The 20178-nt window shown below is 34.5% G+C and carries 11 protein-coding genes; 9 read left to right on the forward strand and 2 right to left on the reverse strand.

Features of this window, described 5'->3' with window-relative positions; all coding sequences use genetic code 11:
* The first annotated feature begins 214 nt into the window (after positions 1–214).
* The 7 genes from BSF41_RS15240 to nagB all read left to right on the forward strand — a co-directional run bounded on the left by BSF41_RS15240 (position 215) and on the right by nagB (position 13546).
* On the forward strand, positions 215–3742 hold the full coding sequence (locus BSF41_RS15240) for a malectin domain-containing carbohydrate-binding protein (protein WP_095930361.1): 3528 nt from the start codon (positions 215–217) through the stop codon (positions 3740–3742).
* Positions 3743–3901: 159 nt separating this feature from the next.
* The gene (locus BSF41_RS15245) at positions 3902–6307 is read left to right on the forward strand and encodes a sugar-binding domain-containing protein (RefSeq protein ID WP_095930362.1); all 2406 of its coding nucleotides are present in this window, start codon (positions 3902–3904) and stop codon (positions 6305–6307) included.
* 301 nt (positions 6308–6608) lie between these two features.
* Complete coding sequence (locus BSF41_RS15250) at positions 6609–7820, forward strand: DUF4272 domain-containing protein (RefSeq protein WP_095930363.1); 1212 nt, start codon at positions 6609–6611, stop codon at positions 7818–7820.
* Between the two features lie 187 nt (positions 7821–8007).
* Positions 8008–8565, forward strand: a complete 558-nt coding sequence (locus BSF41_RS15255) for a YdeI family protein (RefSeq protein ID WP_095930431.1) — start codon at positions 8008–8010, stop codon at positions 8563–8565.
* A 47-nt stretch (positions 8566–8612) separates the two neighbouring features.
* Positions 8613–9260: a Pr6Pr family membrane protein gene (locus BSF41_RS15260; protein ID WP_095930364.1), complete on the forward strand. Its 648-nt coding sequence runs from the start codon at positions 8613–8615 to the stop codon at positions 9258–9260.
* A 138-nt stretch (positions 9261–9398) separates the two neighbouring features.
* Positions 9399–11492, forward strand: coding sequence for an alpha-L-fucosidase (locus BSF41_RS15265; protein WP_095930365.1), 2094 nt, complete (start codon positions 9399–9401; stop codon positions 11490–11492).
* Between the two features lie 140 nt (positions 11493–11632).
* Complete coding sequence (gene nagB, locus BSF41_RS15270) at positions 11633–13546, forward strand: glucosamine-6-phosphate deaminase (RefSeq protein ID WP_172426916.1); 1914 nt, start codon at positions 11633–11635, stop codon at positions 13544–13546.
* A 214-nt stretch (positions 13547–13760) separates the two neighbouring features.
* Here the strand turns inward: nagB and BSF41_RS15275 are convergent, their stop codons facing one another.
* Positions 13761–14474, reverse strand: coding sequence for a LytTR family DNA-binding domain-containing protein (locus tag BSF41_RS15275; protein ID WP_095930367.1), 714 nt, complete (start codon positions 14472–14474; stop codon positions 13761–13763).
* Positions 14475–14544: 70 nt separating this feature from the next.
* Positions 14545–15603, reverse strand: coding sequence for a sensor histidine kinase (locus BSF41_RS15280; RefSeq protein WP_095930368.1), 1059 nt, complete (start codon positions 15601–15603; stop codon positions 14545–14547).
* Positions 15604–15733: 130 nt separating this feature from the next.
* Between BSF41_RS15280 and BSF41_RS15285 the strand changes: the two genes are divergently transcribed.
* Positions 15734–17971, forward strand: coding sequence for a GH92 family glycosyl hydrolase (locus BSF41_RS15285; RefSeq protein WP_095930369.1), 2238 nt, complete (start codon positions 15734–15736; stop codon positions 17969–17971).
* Between the two features lie 22 nt (positions 17972–17993).
* Positions 17994–19871 carry a sodium:solute symporter family protein gene (locus BSF41_RS15290; RefSeq protein ID WP_095930370.1) on the forward strand — a complete coding sequence of 626 codons (1878 nt, stop codon included), beginning with the start codon at positions 17994–17996 and terminating at the stop codon, positions 19869–19871.
* Positions 19872–20178: the final 307 nt, after the last annotated feature.

Consider the following 20178-nt stretch of genomic DNA (forward strand, 5'->3'; position numbering starts at 1 on the left):
CAATCTTGTCATCCCGAGGAACGAGGGATCTCCGCAAGAAGCTCTGGATAGTTTGTCATTTCGAGGAACGAGAAATCGCACTAGAAATTCCGTCCAGAAATTTGCCAATCTTTGTAGAGTTCCGTGTGTGATTTCTCCTTACGTCGAAATGACAAAAAGGGGAGTAAAATAGAAACTTAAACAACCTTATAATCACTTATATGGTTTTAAAAATATGAATAGAATAGTTTTTTTTATTTTTTGTTTTTTTTCAAGCCTTTGCTTTGTTTGGAGTCAGAGCAAAGATTCGGGGAAGTTTCGTAAAGAAATTTCGCTGAATTCGTCTTGGGAAACCGTAATACTGGATAATCTTCCGCTGAAAGAAGAAGATTTTGTAGAAAATCCAAAAACTGATTCCAATTGGCAAAAGGTTAGTGTGCCTCACAATTGGGATCAGTATTATGGTTTCAGAAGAACAAAACATGGAAATTTACATGGTACTGCATGGTACAAAAAAACGCTAAAACTTGATAAAAAAGAGAGTTCAAAACAACATTTTCTCTATTTTGAAGGTGTAAGTTCGTATGCCACAGTTTGGGTAAACGGTAAAAAAGTGGGCGAACACAAAGGCGGAAGAACCACTTTCACCTTAGATATTACAAAATCGGTTTCTTTCGATAAAGAAAATATCATTTTAGTAAAAGCAGGGCATCCATCTTTTATTGCCGATTTACCTTGGGTTTGCGGTGGCTGTTCTGGAGAATGGGGATTTTCAGAAGGTTCTCAGCCAATGGGGATTTTCAGGCCAGTTTCTTTGGTAATTACAAACGATATTAGAATTCAGCCGTTTGGTGTTCATATCTGGAATGATAAATCAGTTTCCAAACAAAAAGCAATTCTTCATACTACAACAGAAATCAAGAACTACGGTACTTCACAACGCAACTTAACTATCGAAAATATCTTTCTTGATGCTTCAGGAAAGAAAGTTGTTGTCAATAAAAGCGATAACAAAATCAATTCGGGAGAAACAAAAGAAATAGCACAGACACTTCCTGAGATTCAAAATCCGAAATTATGGTCGCCATCCGATCCGTATTTGTACAAATTGGTTACTTCAGTTTACGAAAACGGAAAAATAATCGATCAGTTAACAACGCCTTACGGAATCCGTTGGGTAAGCTGGCCAGTTAGCCGTGACGGAAAAGACAATCGTTTTTTCATTAATGACGAGCCTGTTTTTATAAACGGTGTGTGCGAATACGAACATTTGATTGGAAAAAGCCATTCATTTTCAGACGAAATGATTCATTCTCGAATCGAGCAAATCAAAGCAGGCGGATTTAATGCTTTTAGAGAAGCGCATCAGCCTCATAATTTATTATATCAAAAAGAATTAGACGAAAACGGAATCCTGTTTTGGAGTCAGTTTTCGGCGCATATTTGGTACGATACGCCTGAGTTTAAAGAAAACTTTAAAACCTTATTAAGAGAATGGATTAAAGAACGCAGAAACAGTCCTTCGGTTGTTATGTGGGGATTGCAGAATGAAAGTACCATTCCGAAAGAATTTGCCGAAGAATGCACACAGATTATTCGTGAAATGGATCCATTATCAGCTTCACAACGTATTGTAACAACTTGTAATGGTGGAGAAGGAACAGATTGGAATGTCGTTCAAAATTGGTCAGGAACTTATGGTGGAGATCCGTTGAAATACCATCTGGAAATGACCACTCAGTTATTAAACGGTGAGTACGGAGCATGGCGTTCAGCCGATTTACATACCGAAGGAGAATTTGACCAAAAAGGAACTTTAAGCGAAAACCGTTTTTCTCAATTAATGGAAATTAAAGTTCGTGAAGCAGAATCGGTAAAAGATAAAATTGCAGGACAATTCAACTGGCTTTTTGCTTCGCACGAAAATCCGGGACGTGTACAAAACGGAGAAGGATTTAGAGATATTGACAAAGTTGGGCCAGTCAATTATAAAGGACTTTTTACGATTTGGGGCGAACCTCTGGATGCTTTTTATATGTACCGAGCCAATTATGTTTCGAACAAAACTAATCCGATGGTATATATCGTTTCGCATACCTGGCCAAGTCGTTGGAAAACAACTGGAATCAAAAACGGAATCGATATTTACTCAAATTGCGATGAAGTAGAATTGTTCAACGATGTAAATAAATCTTCTTTAGGAAAACTAAAAAATCCAGGAATCGGACAGCATTTTCAGTTTAATAATGTCGACATTAAATACAATGTTTTATATGCCGTTGGGTATGTAAACGGAAAAGCGGTTGCCAAAGATTATATCATTTTAAATAATCTGCCAAAAGCGCCAAATTTCGATGCTTTAACAACAAATAAAGCAGATATTACAAAAGCTAAAAGCGGTTATAATTATATTTATAGAGTTAATTGCGGAGGTTCTGAACTAATTGATTCTGCTGGAAATACGTGGTTTACGGATACGCACAAAAACGGACAAAATACTTGGGGTTCGCTATCATGGACCGATAATTTTGAAAAACTTCCAGACTTTTTTGCTAGTCAAAGAACGACTTTCGATCCGATAAACGGAACAAAAGATCCTGAATTATTTCAAAGTTTTAGATACGGAGTTGATAAACTACGTTATGAATTTCCTGTGCCAAACGGAGAATATTTGGTAGAATTGTATTTTACAGAACCTTGGTACGGAACTGGAGGCGGAATGGACTGCAAAGGCTGGCGTTTGTTTGATGTGGCCATCAACGATAATGTTGTTTTAAAAGATTTTGATATTTGGGCAGAAGCAGGACATGACAATGCATTGAAGAAAACATTCAAAGTAAAAAGCACAAACGGAAAAATTGTGATTTCGTTCCCGAATGTAAAAGCTTCGCAGGCGATTATCTCGGCAATTGCAATTGCGACAAAGGATATTCACGCAAGACCAGCATCAGAATCTCCAAAAAACATTCAAAATCTAGTTTTAGATTCTTATGAAAAAATCAACAGAATAGCTTCATGGCTGGATATTAATTCAAAACAATATTCAGATTCTGATGTTGTTTTTACCGAATTGCCTTCAGAAATTTTTGGAGCAGATTATTTACAGTTTTCATCTCATTCTAAAAATAAAGGATCGTTTACCGCTAAAGAAGAATCGACTATTTATTTTTTAGTTGAAGATAAAACAAAGACATTAAAAGAGCTTTCAGATTATAAAAAAATAGAAGAAAAAGCGAAGAACAGCAACGGAATTTCGTTTGATGTTTTCACTAAAAAAATAAAGAAAGGCGAGAAAATTCTTTTTCATAATGCTGAAACAATTTCTACAATTGTCGTTGTTCCAACTTATGATATGGGCGAAAAAGACGATTCAAGACCTGTCGTAATCATTGAAGCCGAAAAAGCAAAAACAACAGGAACCGGAATAGAAAAAGGAAATTTCAAAAAAGCCGATTATATTGAGTTCACTAAAAAGACAAACAACAGCATTGAGTTTGAAGTAAAACCAGGAGTTGCGGGAATTTATTTAATGCGTTTCCGTTTTATGAATAGAAATGAAACGCCTTTAAAAGTGAAATTCAAAATGGAAGATGCGTACGGGATTTTAATGCGAAACGATACGATTGAGTTTTTCCCTTCGCCTGAAAAATGGAAGATTTTGAATACGACGTCAGGAGGTTATATCAATGCTGGAACGTATAAAATAACATTGGAAGGAGATGATTTGAAGGGATTGATGTTGGATAATTTTGAATTTCAGTAAATAAAAAATTAATCTCGCAAAGTCGCAAAAGCGCAAAGTTTTTTCTTAACCATATAAGTAATATAAGTTCAAGTAAGACAAACTTAAATTATCTTATATTACTTATATGGTTTAAATTTCTTTGCGTCTCCGCGCCTTTGCGAGAGAAAACTAAAGAATATGATTTTAAAAAAAATTACAATTGCCTTATTGTTTTCGGTATCAGTTTTTGCACAAAAACAAGCCAGAATTGTCGAAGACTTTAACAAAAACTGGAACTTCAAATTAGGAGATTATCCAGAAGCAATTCAATCTAATTTCAATGTGTCAGATTGGAGAGCACTTCAATTGCCGCACGACTGGAGCATTGAAGGTACTTTTGATAAAGACAGTAAAACCAAACAAGCACAGGGATTTTTACCTGCAGGAAAAGGCTGGTATCGTAAAGTTTTTACAATTCCTGCGAATTGGAAAAACAAAACAGTTTCGATTGAATTTGATGGTGTTTTCAAGAACAGCGAAGTTTTTATAAATGGAAAATCTTTAGGAATTCGTCCAAATGGTTATATTTCTTTTGGTTATGATTTAACGCAGTATTTAAACTTTGGAAAAGAGAATTTGATTGCCGTAAAAGTTGATAACGATTCTCAGCCCAATTCGAGATGGTACACAGGTTCTGGAATTTACAGAAATGTACGTTTGGTTGCAAGCGAAAAACTTCACGTTGGAAAATGGGGAACTTATGTTACTACGCCTGAAGTTTCGGCAGTTAAATCAAAAATACATTTAGAAGTTACCATTGATAATGATAATGCTTCGGCAAAAGAATTTAAACTCGTTACTTCGATTGTAAATGCAGAAAATAAAGAAGTTGCCCATTATACTTCAACAGAAAAAATCGGTGCTAAAACATCAGAAAAAAAGTTTCATGATTTAGAAGTAAAACAGCCAAAATTGTGGAGTACAGAGAATCCGTATTTGTATAAAGTTATCACTAAAGTGTATGAGAAATCGAAATTGGTTGACAATTATGAAACACCGCTTGGATTTAGATATTTCAATTTTGATTCCGAAAAAGGATTTTCATTAAATGGAGTTCCAACTAAAATTTACGGCGTGTGTCTGCATCACGATAATGGCGCTTTGGGTGCGGTAGAAAACATTCATGCGGTTCGCAGAAAACTAGCTTTAATGAAAGAAATGGGAGCAAACGCTATCAGAATGTCTCATAATCCGCATTCTTTGGAAATGATGCAATTGTGCGACGAAATGGGGTTCATCGTTCAGGACGAAGCTTTTGACGTTTGGAAAAAGAAAAAAGTAACCAACGATTACCACAAAGATTGGGATGCTTGGCACAAACAGGATTTAGAAGATTTTATCAAAAGAGACCGTAATAATCCGTCGGTTATGATGTGGAGTATTGGAAACGAAATCAGAGAACAATTTGATTCGACTGGAATTGCAATTACCAGAGAATTGGCTAAAATAGTAAAATCATTAGACGCAACTCGTCCCGTAACTTCGGCTTTGACGGAAAATGTAATTGAGAAAAACTTCATTTACCAATCGGGAGCTTTGGATCTTTTGGGATTCAATTACAAACATGAAGATTATAAAGATTTTCCAACGAAATTTAAAGGACAAAAGATATTAGCATCCGAAAGTGTTTCGGCTTTAGAAACGCGTGGACATTATGATTTTCCTGACGGAATTAAAGCTTGGCCAACAAAACATGGTGCTCCGTTTGACGGAAATGCAGATTGGACCGTTTCGGCTTACGATCAGGTAAAATCGTATTGGGGAGCAACCCACGAAGAGAACTGGAAAACAATCAAAAAACAGGATTTCATGGCAGGGACTTTTATCTGGACGGGTTTTGATTATATCGGAGAACCAGATCCGTATCCTTTTCCTGCAAGAAGTTCTTATTTCGGAATCGTCGATTTAGCCGGACTTCCAAAAGATGTTTATTATATGTATCAAAGCGAGTGGTCGAATAAAACAGTTCTGCATATTTTACCGCATTGGAACTGGAAAAAAGATCAAGAAGTAGAAGTTTGGGCCTATTACAATAATGCTGATGAAGTAGAATTATTCTTAAACGGAAAATCTTTAGGAAAAAAAACCAAACAAAATGATGATTTGCATATTTTTTGGCGTGTAAAATTTGAACCAGGAACATTAAAAGCTGTTTCAAGAAAGAACGGAAAAGTAGTTTTAGAGAAAGAAATCCGAACTGCAGGAGAAGCTTCTAAATTAGATTTGCAAGCTGATAAAACTGCAATCAAAAATGATACTTACGATTTGGTTTACGTAACCGTTTCTATGACTGATAAAGACGGAAATTTAGTTCCAAATGCCATGGATTTAATCAATTTTGAAGTTTCTGGCGGAGGAAAATTAGTTGGTGTTGATAATGGTTATCAAGCCAATTTGGATTCGTTTAAAGCTAATTTTTGTAAATTGTTTAATGGGAAATGTATTGCGATTATCCAGTCTAATGGGAAGAAAGAGAATATTAAGTTGAAAGCGACAGCAGGGAATGGAATTTCGGTTTCAACGATTCAGATAAATGTTAATTAATTTTATATGTCGCTCCGCTGGAGCTTTTATTCTGTAATGAGGTGGATTTCTATAAATATTAAGCTTCTCCGAAGCTTTGTTTTAGATAATTATTCGATTTCAATTTTAGCTCTGGGAGAGCGAAATATTTATAGAAAAATGAGTCTCACATAAGAATAAAGCTCCAGAGGAGCGAAATAATACAAACAATCAAAATCCGTTTCAAAATAGATGCGGATTTTTTGTTTTTTGCTCATTTAGAATATTTATTATTCTTGTAGAATTAAACTTATATTTGCCCTAATAACATAAAAGCCGAAAAATGATTTGTACAATTTATTCGCATCATTTAGGACTGGAAAAAATCAAACAAATATTTCTTTCTCATGTACCTAAAGGTGTTTTTTCTACTAATGGTGAAAACCTTGAATTTGAAGTGAAAGGTGGAATTTTAAGTCCATCAAAAAAAGTAACTATTTTTTACAGAGAAAGAGCTATTCCTTCTTATCAAATTCCACAAATAGACGATTCTGAATTAACTGCAAATTTGAAAGGTTTGTATGGTTTTGTAGATTCGTTACCTACTGAAAATGAAAAGGTAAAAGAATTATTTCTTCATAAAATACAAACACTAAATTCTGAATTTTCGATTCGTAAAGACAAGGGAGAATTGAAAGAATTAGACATTATTATAGCCGATCTTGCAAAGGAATTTGATGCAGTTTTATTTGTTCAGCCAAAAACTATAATAAGTAAATCTGAAACGCAACATTTTTTAGATAAAGATTTAAATCTAATTATTGATACAGAAGGAAGATGTGAAATTGAAGAATTAAAGGTTAATATAAATTCGGAATATTTTGACAATGATCAGACAGAATTAGACGAAGATCAAATAGAAAGAAAAGCTCAAAACGAAGAAATTCTTGAAAAAGAAAATGTAAAAATCAATAAGCATTTGCCTTGTGTTGAATCGGAAAGAGAAACTACAATTCGATCAGCAAAAGAAATAGCCGAAAGAGCGAGTGTTTTGGCTGTGACGAATTTAGTTGCCTTTAACACCATTTCGTCTGAAGAAGCTGTTGATTATTTACAGAATTATAAACTTTGGGAATTTGTAACAGAAGGCGAAAAAGAGTTTCTGGCGAATCCAACGGATGACAAAAAAAGCTATGAAACTTGGAAATGCGAGGGTATTTGGACTTTAATGTGGGCTTTGAAAAAATTCGATACACTTGATTTTCCAAATGAATTTTGCGATCTCGGAAATATTAGTGAAGAAAATTATCCTGTTGCAAAAGACAAAGATCCTTTTGAATTTATTAATACAGTTCATGAAGTTCGTTCTAAAAAAGAAATTTTAGATGCTGCAGATTTGTATTACAGATACAATTGGGCCTGTGTAGACGAAAGGATTAATGGAAGACAAATAGAAAACATTAATCCAGGAATTGTTTACGAAAGACAATATGCGCTCAATTGGCTGATTCATTATATGGATCAAGATTGGGATAATGTGACTTGTGATACTTAATATAAATGCAAGACTTGTTGCTCGCAAAGTCGCGAAGCTGCAAAAAAATTAAACCATATAAGTTATGTAAGTAATTTAAGTTTTGACTTAATTGAACTTAAATTACTTATATGGTTTGTTTTTTTTAATAAACTTTGCGACTTAGCGTCTTTGCGAGATTCTTTATACATTTATGAAAAAAAACAAAATGACTCCAACATTCTTTGCAGATCAGAAAGACTTTAGAAAATGGCTCGAGAAAAACCATCAGAAAGAAAAAGAACTTTTGGTTGGTTTTTATAAAGTTACAAGTAAAAAGCCTTCTATGAGCTGGTCAGAATCGGTTGATCAGGCGCTTTGTTTTGGATGGATTGACGGCGTTCGAAAATCTATTGATGTCGAAAGCTATACGATACGCTTTACTCCAAGAAAACCTTCCAGCATTTGGAGTGCTATTAATATTCAGAAGATGGAAGATTTGACTAATGCTGGACTTATGACAGATGCAGGTTTGAAAGCATTTAGTTTTAGAACTGAAAATAAGTCTAAAATTTATTCGCACGAAAAAGAACCAGTTTCGCTGTTAGAAGTTTACGAAAAACAGTTTCAAAACAATAAAATCGCTTGGGAATATTTTGAGAAGCAAGCGCCTTCTTATAAAAAAGTGATAATTCATTGGATTATGAGTGCCAAACAGGAAAAAACACAACTGTCAAGGCTTGAAAAAACTATTGCTGAGAGTGAGAAACAGAAAAGAGTGCTGTGAATATTTCGAATAAAATCCTTATTTTAGTAATCTGACTTTAGCGAAATATGGAAAGAGAAAATACCACAAAAATTAAAGGGGAGATTTTGCTGGGTATTATTTTTGCCCTAGAGTTATACGCCTTACCTGTACAGTTTTATTTGCTGCTAAAAAATCCTGAATTTACTTTTTTCAGTGCAGCAGTCCGCTTTTTTAGTTTCTTTACCATTACAACAAATACAATCGTTATTATTTGCAGTGCTTTGTTATTATTTGGAGGAAGAAGTTCGGCAAATGCTTTCTTTAGAAAATGTACTACTATTACGGCAATTACAGTTTATATATTGATTGTCGGAATTGTTTTTAATTTGCTCCTTCGTCCAGTTTTAGATTTACAAGGACATCATCTTATTGTAAGCGAAATTTTCCATACCGTTGTGCCTGTTCTATTTTTCTTTTTCTGGCTGTTTTTTGTAAGTCCAGAAAAGATCTCTTTTAAAGTTATTTCATCTTGGCTGATTTATCCAATTATCTATATCATTTACACTTTGTTTCACGGACTTGCAACCGAATTTTATCCGTACCCTTTTATAGATGCAACCCAATTAGGTTTTCAAACGGCAATTATAAACGGATTTTTTGTTTTACTGTCCTTTGTGATTTTATCTATTATTCTGATTTCTATTTTTAGAATCAAGACAAAAAGTTTGACCTAATTCTAGATAAGATATATATACTAAAAATCCACTTTTGACCAAAACGCTTTAAAAAATGTTGTTGGTCGAAATTCTATTCGAAAGATTTCAATTTATACTACATTTATGCTTTATAGACCATTTTAAAGCAGATCAGCAATGAAAAAAATATTCCTTTCCTTATGTCTTTTGGGTGTGATTTCTAATGCTTCAAGTCAGGAATTCGCTAATGCACCAAAGCCTTTTGGACCGCTTCCCACACAGAAACAAATCGATTGGCAGGAGATGGAATTTTATGCTTTTGTGCACTTTTCATTAAATACATTTACCAATAAAGAATGGGGTTACGGAGACGAGTCGCCAGAACTTTTTAATCCATCACAATTAGATGTTCGTCAATGGGCGCGCGTGGTAAAAGAAGCCGGAATGAAAGGCATTATTCTGGTCGCTAAACACCATGACGGATTCTGTTTATGGCCTTCAGCTTACACAGAACGTTCAGTTAAGAATTCACCTTGGGAAAATGGAAAAGGGGATTTGGTTAAAGAATTGGCCGAAGCTTGTAAAGAATACGATTTAAAACTCGGATTATATCTTTCGCCTTGGGATAGAAATCATCCGCAATACGGCAAACCTGAATATATAACGTATTTCAGAAATCAGTTAAAGGAATTATTGACGAATTATGGAGATGTTTTCGAAATGTGGTTTGACGGTGCAAATGGCGGAGATGGTTATTATGGCGGTGCAAACGAAACCAGAAAAATCAATTCGTTGACTTATTACAATTGGGATGAAACGTATAAATTGATTTACGATATCGCACCAAAAACGCTAGTTTGGGGTGTTGGCCCATCAGAAGCGCGATGGATTGGAAACGAAGAAGGGCGTGCAGGAAAAACCAATTGGTCGTTATTACGCCAAAAAGATGAGTTGGCTGGAAAAGTGCATTACAGCGAATTCATGTCTGGACATGAAGACGGGGAAAAATGGGTTCCTGGCGAAGCCGATGTTTCGATCAGACCGGGATGGTTTTATCATTCGGTTGAAGACGATAAGGTTCGTTCGCTTGACGAAATGGTCGATATTTATTATGAATCGATTGGACGTAATGCCACTTTATTATTAAATCTTCCTGTTGATACTCGCGGTTTGGTTCATGAAAATGACGAAGCGAGATTGAAAGAATTGGTTGCTACAATTAAAGCAGATTTTAAAACCGAATTATTAGCAGGAGCAAAAGTGCAAGCTTCAAACACAAGAGCAGTCGATTCTAATTTCGGACCTGAAAATGTGATTGATGGAAATAAAAATACGTATTGGGCAACCGACGATAAAGTAAAACAAGCTACAATTGAATTTACATTTAAAAAGCCAACTGCAATCAATAGAATTTTGCTTCAAGAATATATCAAGCTTGGGCAACGTGTAAAAGAATTTTCTGTTGAAGCAAAAGTGGATGGACAATGGAAAACGATTGCCAACGAAACTACAATTGGTTACAAAAGAATTCTGCGTTTAGATCGTGTCACAGCTTCTGCAATTAGAGTTAATATTTTGGATGCAAAAGCTGGATTTGTAATCAGTACAATTGAAGCTTATAATGCTCCGACTTTTGTAAAAGAGCCGCAAATTCTTCGTGATAAAAATGGTTTGGTTACGATTAAATCGGAAAGCGGTAATGCAGTTTATTATTCGCTTGACGGAAAAAATCCTTCAGAAAAAAGTACTTTATACAAAGCGCCATTCATATACAATAAAGCAGTAGAAATTAAGGCCATTTCGAGAAATACAAAAGAGAAAATCAATAGTGCAGTTAGAACAGCCAAATATGGTGTTTCTAAAGAAAAATGGAGCGTGATTTCTATTTCAAGTGGAGATGATAAATCGGTTGAAAGAATTATTGACGGAGATGCCAATACCGATTGGGGATTTGGAAATGATCAAAACAAACTGCCTCAAGCAATCATTATCGATATGGGCGAAGCAAGAGAAATAAAAGGCTTTACATACACGCCACAGCAAGTTGGAAATAATTTGAATTTGATTTCGAATTATGAATTCTATACTAGCGAAGATAATATTACTTGGACAAAGCAATCAGAAGGAGAATTCTCTAACATCAAACACAATCCTATTGAGCAGCTTAAGAGTTTTACTGCAGTAAAAGCAAGATTTTTACGATTTGTTGCTACAGCTGCTGTAGGAAAAGGGCAGACAGTTTCAATTGCTGAAATTGGGGTAATTGAATAAAAACTTTTTTGCGAAGTATTAAAATAACTTAGCACATCTTATTTTGTCTTTTGCCGAAGCGCAGTCGTTATTAGTCGAATTTTTGAGAGGAACGGATAATTTAATTCTACTTTTATTTTAGAAATTAAATGACAAGGCAAATGATTAAAGAAGATATAGGTTTTAGAGAAGCAGGGAAATTTGAAGAAACTCGTTTTGAGAAAATTCACAATGTTATTTTCGAATCGTCGCAAGAAGCTTCTTTACTTGTTGCGCAAGAAATTGCCAATTTAATTCAGAGAAAAAATGAGCTAAACGAACCTTGTGTTTTAGGTTTGGCTACAGGTTCTTCGCCAATTAAGGTATATGAAGAATTGGTTAGAATGCACAAAGAGGAAGGTTTGAGTTTTGAAAATGTGGTGACTTTTAACTTAGATGAATATTATCCGATGGATAAAAATGATATTCAGAGTTATTATCATTTTATGCACGAACATTTATTTCATCATGTAAATATTCTTCCTAAAAATATAAATATTCCAGACGGGCAGGTGAGTGCCGAGGAATTACAGCAATATTGCATCGATTATGAGATGAAAATTAAATCGTACGGCGGATTAGATTTTCAGCTTTTAGGAATCGGAAGAACAGGACATATTGGGTTTAATGAGCCAGGTTCTCATGTGAATTCAGGAACCAGAAGTATTACTTTGGATCATATCACGAGAGTCGATGCGGCTTCTTCTTTTTTAGGAATTGACAATGTTCCAAGAAAAGCCATAACAATGGGAATTGGAACCGTTAGAAATGCAAAAAGAATTGTTTTGCTAGGCTGGGGAATCAGTAAAGCAGGAATTATAAAAAAGACAATCGAAGGGGGAGTTTCTTCGCAAGTTCCAGCTACGTATTTGCAAGAGCATAACAACACAACATTTGTTCTAGATACAGAAGCTTCGTCTGAACTAACAAGAGTAAAAACACCATGGTTGGTAAAGTCTTGTGTTTGGACAGATGAATTAAAATTAAAAGCGGTGGCTTGGTTAAGTGAGTTGACGAAGAAACCTTTCCTGAAACTGACGGACAAAGATTATAACGACAACGGAATGTCGAGTCTTTTGACGGAAGAAGGAACTGCATACGATTTGAATATTAAAATGTTCAATAAAATGCAGCAAACCATCACGGGATGGCCGGGCGGAAAACCCAATGCTGATGATACGTACAGACCGGAGCGTTCCACGCCGGAAAAGAAAAGAATTATCATTTTCAGCCCGCATCCAGATGATGATGTGATTTCGATGGGAGGAACATTTGACCGTTTGGTAGAGCAAGGACACGAGGTTCATGTAGCCTATCAGACTTCTGGAAATATTGCCGTATCAGATGTTGAAGCTTTAAAGTTTGCAGAAATTTCGAAAGCATTGCATCCAGATTCTAGAATGTCTGATAAAATAATCGATTTTCTTCAGAACAGAACTGGAAATGAAATTGACTCGTTAGAAGTTAGAAAATTAAAAGGCTTGATTAGAAGAAGCGAATCTTTTGGAGCAACTCGTTACATTGGTTTGCCAGATTCTAACGTAAACTTTTTGGATCTTCCGTTTTATGAAACAGGAACGGTTAAAAAGAATAATCTTTCAGATGCAGATGTCGACATTATGTGTGACATTATTGAAAGAATAAAACCGCATCAAATTTATGCCGCTGGAGATTTAGCAGATCCGCATGGAACTCATAAAGTATGTTTAGACAGTTTGTTTGAAGCTTTAAAAAGACTAAAACACAAAAGCTTTATGGATGATTGCTGGGTTTGGTTGTACCGAGGCGCATGGCATGAATGGGAATCGTACCAAATTGACATGGCAGTACCAATGAGTCCTGATCAAGTTTTAAAGAAACGACATGCTATTTTTTATCACCAGTCTCAAAAAGACGGCGTTATGTTTCAAGGTGACGATAGCAGGGAGTTTTGGGTTCGAGTTGAAGATAGAAATAGATTGACTGCAGAAAAATATCACAGCTTAGGTTTAGCAGATTATTCGGCTATTGAAGCGTTTAAAAGATATCACTTTTAGTTTTTTGCAGCATAAAGATAATAGACTATTTCATGGTTTATTTTGGTTAGTTACCTATAATTGAGAGAAAATGCGGTCGTGGTTGGCCGCATTTTCGTTTTTTATTGTTTTGTAAAATGTGAAATGTTATTTGAAAAAGTTATAAGCAAGAAGTTAGACATTTTGTGTCTAACTTCTTGCTTATAACTTTTTACTTTTCACTAATTACTTCTCACTAGATCGAAGAATTAAGGATTTTTTGTTTTACCTCGTCAATATAAGATCTTCCTATAACGTATCTAAGTCCTTCAATTTCAATGCTGTTTCCTTCAACGGCGTCAATTTTGTCAATTGCAATCGTATAAGATCGGTGGATTCTGATAAAATCTCTCTCTGGCAATAAACTTGTAAAATCAGATAAAGTGCTGTGAATGATAAACTTTCCAGAAGTTGTACTGATTTTTAAATAGTCTTTTAAGCTTTCAATTACTAGAATTTCGTTCAAGAAAATCTTTTTCATTTTTTTCTTGTCGATTTTCACGAAAATAAAAGGATTCTCTTTGCTATTTTCCTGCGGAAGCTTAACTGCGTTATTAAGACGTTTGTTGATTTTGTTTACCGCTTTCATTAATCTAGGAAACTCAATTGGTTTTACTAGATAATCTAAAACATCAAGCTCGTAAGTTTCAATCGCAAACTGATCGTAAGCACTTGTAATAATAAGTAAAGGAGGGTTTTCTAAACTTTTAATAAAATTAATACCGTCCAAAACAGGCATGTTAATGTCTAAAAAAATTACATCTATAGTATTGTTTTTTAAGAAATTTAATCCTTCGATAGAATTGCTAAAAGTATTTACTAATTCTAAATCTTCAATCTGTTCAATATAATTTTTAATAACGTTTATTGCCAATGGCTCATCATCGATAATTAAACACTTTATTTTCATTTGTACTGTTATTTTTGGCCGATATGTGGTTTTTTGTAGGTATAGTTTTCTAAACTTATAAAAGGTGGGGTTATGTGACTTTTATAACTAGTTTAACGACAAAAATATTCTTTTTATTTTTAAATGAAAGCTTATAGTCACTTTTATTATATCCTAATTCAAGTCTTTTTTTTACGTTTTCAATACCTATACCACTTGACTTGTTAAAATTATCTTTATGTACGGTAAATTCGGGCATTGGGTTTGAAATGGTGAAATATAAAAAATCTCCTTTTACTTTAAAGTTGATGTCAATTACAACATTTCCAGTATTTTTGTTCACGCCGTGCTTAAAAGCATTTTCGACGAAAGTCAAAAGAAGGACTGGAGAAATTTCTTTATCATGAATATCTCCAGAGATATACATATTGACTTCCAGGCGCTCTCCGTTTCTAATTCTTTCCAGATCCAGATAATTCTGAATGCACATAATCTCATTTTCGAGAGTTTGTTTTTTGCCTTTTGTTTCATAAAGCATGTAGCGCATCAATTCGGACAGCTTTAAAACAATTTTTGGCGTTTTGTTTGATTTTTCTACAGAAAGAGAATAAATATTATTTAAGGTGTTAAAGAAAAAATGCGGAGAAATCTGTGACTTCAAAAACAACAATTCGGTTTCTAGCTGAGATTTTTCTAAATCTGTCACACGTCTTTGTTCTTTTAAGAAATCTAAAGTGATTTTAATGGCAGTAACAAAAGTCATTACATACAATTCACCCATCATCATATCTATCGTATAGTTGAGTGTAAGTGTACTGATGGTCTGCGGACCTTCGGGCCAAACATCGTGTGTAATCAATAAATAAGTAAGATTAAATTTTAAAACAACCATGACAAAAATCGCCGACAATACACTTATTATATATAGGAAGTACTTTTTGCGATAAATAAACAAAGGCATTAAAACTAAAATATTGAGATAACACAATGCCATGTGAATTGGAAATCCGAGTAAAGTGGTTTTTAAAGAATAAACATAATCGTTAAAATAGCTTCCCCAACGGAATGTATTGAATACAAAATAGGTTAACCAAAAGTAAACATGATAACGTATAGGTAAACTATAAGGTTTGTTTGAGTTGAAAATCATAATCGTAGAATAGAATGTCGTTTGTTACTATTTTTTGATGTTTAGAGCTGTTTAAATGTCGTCCGTCTAAAAATATTTTGGTAAAAGTTGAATTTATCTAAATTTAAAGTTAAATTAATATTGTTTTGATATGAGGAATATTACTCTGCTTTCTCTGACGGTAATTTTAACTGCAAGTTGCAAAATAAATGTAGATAAAAATCAACATAAGCAAAGTTTTGCAACAAATTATGTAGATCCTTTTATAGGTACAGGCGGGCACGGACATACATATCCGGGCGCAACAGTTCCGTTTGGGATGCTGCAAGTGAGTCCAGATAATGGGGTTTCTAGCTGGGACTGGTGCTCAGGCTATCATTATTCTGACTCGATAGTTTCTGGATTTAGTCATTTACATTTAAGCGGGACAGGAATCGGTGATTTGGCAGACATTTTATTTATGCCGACAAACAAAAAGTTAGACTTAACCGCCAAAGCCGCTTCACGCGATTTCTTACCGTATAAATCAAAATATAATCATGTTAACGAAAAAGCAATACCGGGTTATTACCAAGTTTTTCTTGAAGATCCTAAAATCAATGTAGAATTAACTTCTACGCAAAGAACCGCATACCATAAGTATACCTATAATAATAACGATACACAATCTGTTATCGTAGATTTAGGTTTTGCCATTAACTGGGACAAAGCGGTAAAAACTGCCATTACAGTTGAAGACCAAAATACCATTAGCGGATACCGTTATAGTACAGGTTGGGCAAAAAATCAGAAAGTGTTTTTTGTTGCCAAGTTTTCTAAGCCCATTACAGAATCTATTATTACAGCTGATAAAAAAGTAGTTTCAGGTAAGAATGCTGAAGGCGAAAACACGGCTTTACAATTATTCTTCGATTCTAAAAACTCGAAAGAATTAGGCGTTAAAGTGGCGCTTTCTTCTGTAAGTATCGCTAATGCGAAAGACAATTTAGATAAAGATCAGGAATTTGAAAAAGTAAAAACAGATGCATCTTTAGATTGGAAAAAAGCTTTAAGTAAAATTACAGTTGAAACTCCTGTTGATTCTTTAAAAACCATTTTCTATACCGCTTTATATCACGCTCAAGTTGCGCCTGTGACGTACAGCGATAAAAACGGACAATTTAGAACGGAAGACGATAAAATTGTTACTTCAAAAAATTATACCGCTTATTCTACTTTATCTCTTTGGGATACTTTTAGAGCTGAAAATCCATTACTTACCATTTTAGATCCGAATAAAGTTTCTGATATGGTTAACTCCATGTTAGCATATTACGAGATTAAAAAGATACTTCCGGTTTGGACATTATACGCAAATGAAACCAATACCATGACAGGATATCATTCGATCCCCGTTATTGTTGATGCATATATGAAAGGTATTAAAGGTTTTGATGCTGAAAAAGCTTTTGAAGCCATGAAAGCAACGATGATGCAGGACGAACGCGGATTGAATTTCTACAAAAAATACGGTTATATTCCATATAATTTATTAGACGAATCGGTTACCATTACTTTAGAATATGCTTATGATGACTGGTGTGTGGCTCAAATGGCGAAAGCTTTAGGGAAAACAGCTGATTATGAGTTTTTCTCGAAACGTGCAAAAGCTTACGAATATTTATTTGATGCCAAATCGGGTTTCATGAGAGGAAAATCGGAAGATGGAAAATCTTGGAACGAACCTTTCGATCCAAAACACTCCAATCACAGAGAACATACCGATTATACCGAAGGAAATGCTTGGCAACACAGTTGGTTTGTGCCTCATAATGTAGATCAATTTATTAAACTTCATGGCGGAAACGACATTTTCACAAAACGATTAGAACAATTATTTACAGAGAGTTCTGAGATTACAGGAAACAACGTTTCTGCAGATATTTCTGGTTTGATCGGACAATATGCACATGGTAACGAGCCAAGTCACCACATTGCTTATATGTTTAACCACGCTGGTCAGCCTTGGAGAACGCAATATTGGGTGCGCCATATTTTAGACACACAATATAATACGACTGCAAACGGTCTAAGCGGGAACGAAGACTGCGGACAAATGTCGGCTTGGTATGTATTCAGCTCAATGGGGTTGTACCCAATGAATCCAGCTTCTGGTGAATACGAAATTGGAAGTCCGATTTTCGAAAAATCAACTTTAAATCTTCCAAATGGGAAAACTTTTGTAATTGAAGCAGAGAATGTTTCAAACAAAAACTTCTATATCCAATCGGTTACTTTAAACGGAAAAGCATTTAATAAAACAGCCATTTCTCACCAAGAAATGCTAAAAGGCGGTGTACTTCATTTTGTAATGGGAGCACAGCCAAACAAAAACTGGGGTCTGAACTAACTAATTCAAAATAAATAATTTAATGAACATAATAGACGTATCAATCATTTTAATCTATATCGTACTCTCGGTCGGTATCGGAATCTGGATTTCAAGAAAAGCATCAAAAGGACTTGACGATTATTTCCTTGGCGGGAAATCAATCAAATGGTATTTTTTAGGATTGAGCAATGGCTCGGGAATGTTTGATGTTTCGGGAACTTCCTGGATGATTGGAGTTTTATTTTTATATGGAGTAAAAAGCTTCATGTTTATGTGGCTTTGGCCAATATGGAATCAGATTTTTGTGATGATGTTCCTTGCGGTCTGGATTAGAAGATCAAAAGTAATGACAGGTTCCGAATGGATTTTAACTCGTTTTGGAAGCGACAAAGCAGGAAAAGCATCTCATATTATTGTGGCTATTTTTGCCATCATTTCTACAATTGGTTTTATCGCTTATTTCTTTGTTGGAATTGGAAAATTTGTAACCATCATTCTTCCTTGGGATTTAACGGTTCATATGAACGGTGGCGTTTTATTAACCTCAGAACAAGCTTATGCCTTGTTAATCATTTTTTTAACTACCATTTATACAGTTAAAGGCGGAATGTTTTCTGTTGTAGCGACAGAGGTTGTACAATATATTATTATGATTGTTGCGGGAGTTTTAATCGCGGGTTATGCATTCATTAATTATACAGATATTCAAATCAATTCGGTAATTACGCCAGAATGGAAAAATGTTTTCTTCGGATGGGAATTTGAAACGCAATGGAGCGATAAATTCGAAACGTTCAATAGATTAATTGATACGGAAGGTTATAAAATGTTTGGTGCTTTCATCGGAATGACGCTTTTCAAAGGATTCTTCGCGAGTGTTGCAGGACCAACTCCAAGTTACGATTTACAAAGAGTTCTTTCTACAAAATCGGTTAAAGAAGCAGCTTACATGAGTGGTTTTACGAACTTAATTTTATTCATTCCTAGATATTTATTAATCACAGGAATTGTGGTTATTGCTTTAGTGAATTTAGCTCCAGAATTAAACGCAAACGTAAATTTAACGGGCGCAGATTTAGAATTATTAATGCCTAAAGTGGTCAATCTTTATATTCCAGTTGGTATTAAAGGAATTCTTCTAGCAGGTTTATTAGCGGCTTTCATGTCTGGATTCTCCGCTTTTGTAAATGCAGGGCCAGCATATATTGTAAATGATATTTATAAAAAATACTTTAAACCAGTTGCTTCAAATCAGCACTATATTAAAGTAAGTCAGATTTCTTCTTTCTTGGTTGTTGGTCTTGGAGTTTTCATGGGATTCTTCGCAGATTCGATCAACTCATTAACACTTTGGATTACAAGTGCTCTTTACGGAGGTTACGTTGCAGCGAACTTCTTAAAATGGATTTGGTGGCGTTTTAACGGATGGGGCTATTTCTGGGGAATGGTCGGCGGATTAATCGCAGCTTCTCTTCAATTCGTTTTAGATCAAAACAAAGGAAATCTAGCAGCAGGAACATTCTTGCATGATCTTTCGCAAGTGCCATCCATTTACTTATTCCCATTAATTTTCGGAATGTCAATTTTAGGTTGTCTTTTAGGAACTTACTTAAGCAAACCAACAGATATAGAAGTACTGAAATCTTTCTACAGCAATGTGAGACCTTGGGGATTCTGGGGTCCAGTTTACAAACAGTTAAAAGCGGAAGATCAGTCTTTCCAAAAAAATAATGATTTCTATTTGGATATGATGAATTGTGTAATTGGAATTGTATGGCAGTCAAGCATGATTTTGCTTCCAATTTACTTCATTATTAGAGATTATCCAAAAGCGGCTGTAGCATTGGTGGTTTTCTTAGTGACGACTACAGTGTTGAAGTTTACTTGGCTGGATAGAGTTAGAAAGATTGAAGAGTAGATTTTAGATAATAGAGAATAGAAGAAAGAGAATAGAAGAAAGAGTATAGAATAAAGAGTATAGAATAAAGAGTATAGAATAAAGAGTATAGAATAAAGAGTATAGAATAAAGAGTACAGAATCAGGATTTTAGAGGAGATTATTTTGATTCGATAAATTTTAAACACATAGAAACATAGACTTTTTTTAATTTGAAAAAGGAAAAAGAAAGAAACTAGTTTCTAACACATAGATTTAAACATAGCCCGTAGTTTCAACTACGGGAACGCAAGATTGGCCGTGCTGTTATGTACAGCAACTTTGTAAA

Source organism: Flavobacterium sp. ACN2 (assembly GCF_002303885.1).
Taxonomy (GTDB): Bacteria; Bacteroidota; Bacteroidia; order Flavobacteriales; family Flavobacteriaceae; genus Flavobacterium.

Coding starts and splice junctions, on each gene's coding strand:
- BSF41_RS15240 (WP_095930361.1), top strand. CDS start 215: ATGAATAGAATAGTTTTTTTTATTTTTTGTTTTTTTTCAAGCCTTTGC.
- BSF41_RS15245 (WP_095930362.1), top strand. CDS start 3,902: ATGATTTTAAAAAAAATTACAATTGCCTTATTGTTTTCGGTATCAGTT.
- BSF41_RS15250 (WP_095930363.1), top strand. CDS start 6,609: ATGATTTGTACAATTTATTCGCATCATTTAGGACTGGAAAAAATCAAA.
- BSF41_RS15255 (WP_095930431.1), top strand. CDS start 8,008: ATGACTCCAACATTCTTTGCAGATCAGAAAGACTTTAGAAAATGGCTC.
- BSF41_RS15260 (WP_095930364.1), top strand. CDS start 8,613: ATGGAAAGAGAAAATACCACAAAAATTAAAGGGGAGATTTTGCTGGGT.
- BSF41_RS15265 (WP_095930365.1), top strand. CDS start 9,399: ATGAAAAAAATATTCCTTTCCTTATGTCTTTTGGGTGTGATTTCTAAT.
- nagB (WP_172426916.1), top strand. CDS start 11,633: ATGATTAAAGAAGATATAGGTTTTAGAGAAGCAGGGAAATTTGAAGAA.
- BSF41_RS15275 (WP_095930367.1), bottom strand. CDS start 14,474: ATGAAAATAAAGTGTTTAATTATCGATGATGAGCCATTGGCAATAAAC.
- BSF41_RS15280 (WP_095930368.1), bottom strand. CDS start 15,603: ATGATTTTCAACTCAAACAAACCTTATAGTTTACCTATACGTTATCAT.
- BSF41_RS15285 (WP_095930369.1), top strand. CDS start 15,734: ATGAGGAATATTACTCTGCTTTCTCTGACGGTAATTTTAACTGCAAGT.
- BSF41_RS15290 (WP_095930370.1), top strand. CDS start 17,994: ATGAACATAATAGACGTATCAATCATTTTAATCTATATCGTACTCTCG.